2 protein-coding genes are annotated in these 1,397 nt (G+C 53.5%); both read left to right on the forward strand.

From position 1 onward, the window contains the following. Positions 1 to 220: 220 nt before the first annotated feature. A complete protein-coding gene (locus tag Q8K05_RS12450) occupies positions 221 to 619 on the forward strand; it encodes an Mth938-like domain-containing protein (RefSeq protein ID WP_305246912.1) in 399 nt (132 codons plus the stop codon). 123 nt (positions 620 to 742) lie between these two features. Then, positions 743 to 1,219 (forward strand): peroxiredoxin, encoded by a 477-nt coding sequence (locus Q8K05_RS12455; protein WP_305246913.1) that lies wholly within the window; start codon positions 743 to 745, stop codon positions 1,217 to 1,219. The last annotated feature ends 178 nt before the right edge of the window (positions 1,220 to 1,397 follow it).

Consider the following 1,397-nt stretch of genomic DNA (forward strand, 5'->3'; position numbering starts at 1 on the left):
GCGCTTTTTTCAATACCCAGGCAAAAACCGCTCCGGCAACCTTGCTGAAAGAATCAGAGGCGATCGCCCCGATCGTAAGGGGGTGGCAGCAGCACCGCAGCGGGGAATTAGAGCGGAATCTATAATTTGACCACATAAAAAGCGGTTTTCGCTTGCAGTCGGCCAGCAAAGCGGCCTGGTTTGTTGCCGTTTTTCGCCCCCCTCAACGACCTGAATCACCATGAAACTCCAACCAGACCATCTTGATGTCCAATCCATTTTGGGCTACGGCCCCGGCTGGATAGGCCTGGGGCGCAACGGCATCGCTGAAAAAATAGAACACAGCATCGTGATTGGCTCAGGGGGCGAGAAATTCGACTGGAATTGCTCGCGCTTTGACCAGCTCACGGCAGAGCACTTCGCCCTTTTGGCGAAGACGCAGCCCGAGCTGGTGATTTTCGGCAGCGGGTCGCGCCTGCGCTTTCCGCCGCCCGCGTTTTTGCGCCTATTGATGGCGCAGCGCATAGGGCTCGAAACCATGGACACACTGGCCGCCTGCCGCACTTACAACATTCTGGCGGGCGAGGGACGCCGGGTGGTTGCCGCACTGCTGATTGGGGCAGAGGGAAGCCAGGACTGAAAGGATTCCTCTTTCAGAGTAAAATACCGGGTTGCTCTTGATACTGCGCACGAACTCCCAGCCCGGGTTCTGCCACCAAAAGCCACGGCTAATTACAACTACTTTCGTCAGGGTCTACTCAGTATGGCAGTCGTCGTCAACAAACCACTTCCCGAATTTGAAGCGAACGCTACAGGTGGCCTCAAGGTTTCCAACCAGACCCACCTGGGTCATGTTGTCGTGCTTTACTTTTATCCCAAAGATAACACCCCTGGATGCACCACCGAAGCCATGCAGTTTCGTGACCGCTACAAAGATTTCGTCAAGGCCGGTGCCACCGTGTTCGGCGTATCGCGCGACAACATGAAATCCCATGACGAATTCAAGGCCAAGCTTGAACTCCCCTTCGAGTTGATCGCAGATACCGAAGAAAAAATGTGCCACATGTTTGGCGTGGTCAAAAACAAGATCATGTACGGCAAAAAGGTCAAGGGTATCGAGCGCAGCACCTTTTTAGTCGGCGCCGATGGCCTGTTGAAAGACGAATGGCGCGGCCTTAAAGTACCCGGTCATGTCGATGACGTCCTGAAGGCTGTAAAGGCCCTCAAAACCGCCGCCTGAAGACGTATTGAGTACCGACTGAAAACAGGGTATTGCCCTGTCACACGAGTTGTGCATAATGAGTTTATGTTGGTGATCTTCATAACCGCACTCCAAGAAAAAGCCGCCCGGCCACGAGGCGGCTTTTTTACTTCCAGAACCTCCAAACCTTCTTTTTTTAGAGAGTTTTAAGCACTAT

Source organism: Polaromonas sp. (genome assembly GCF_030682935.1).
Classification (GTDB): domain Bacteria; phylum Pseudomonadota; class Gammaproteobacteria; order Burkholderiales; family Burkholderiaceae_C; genus Polaromonas.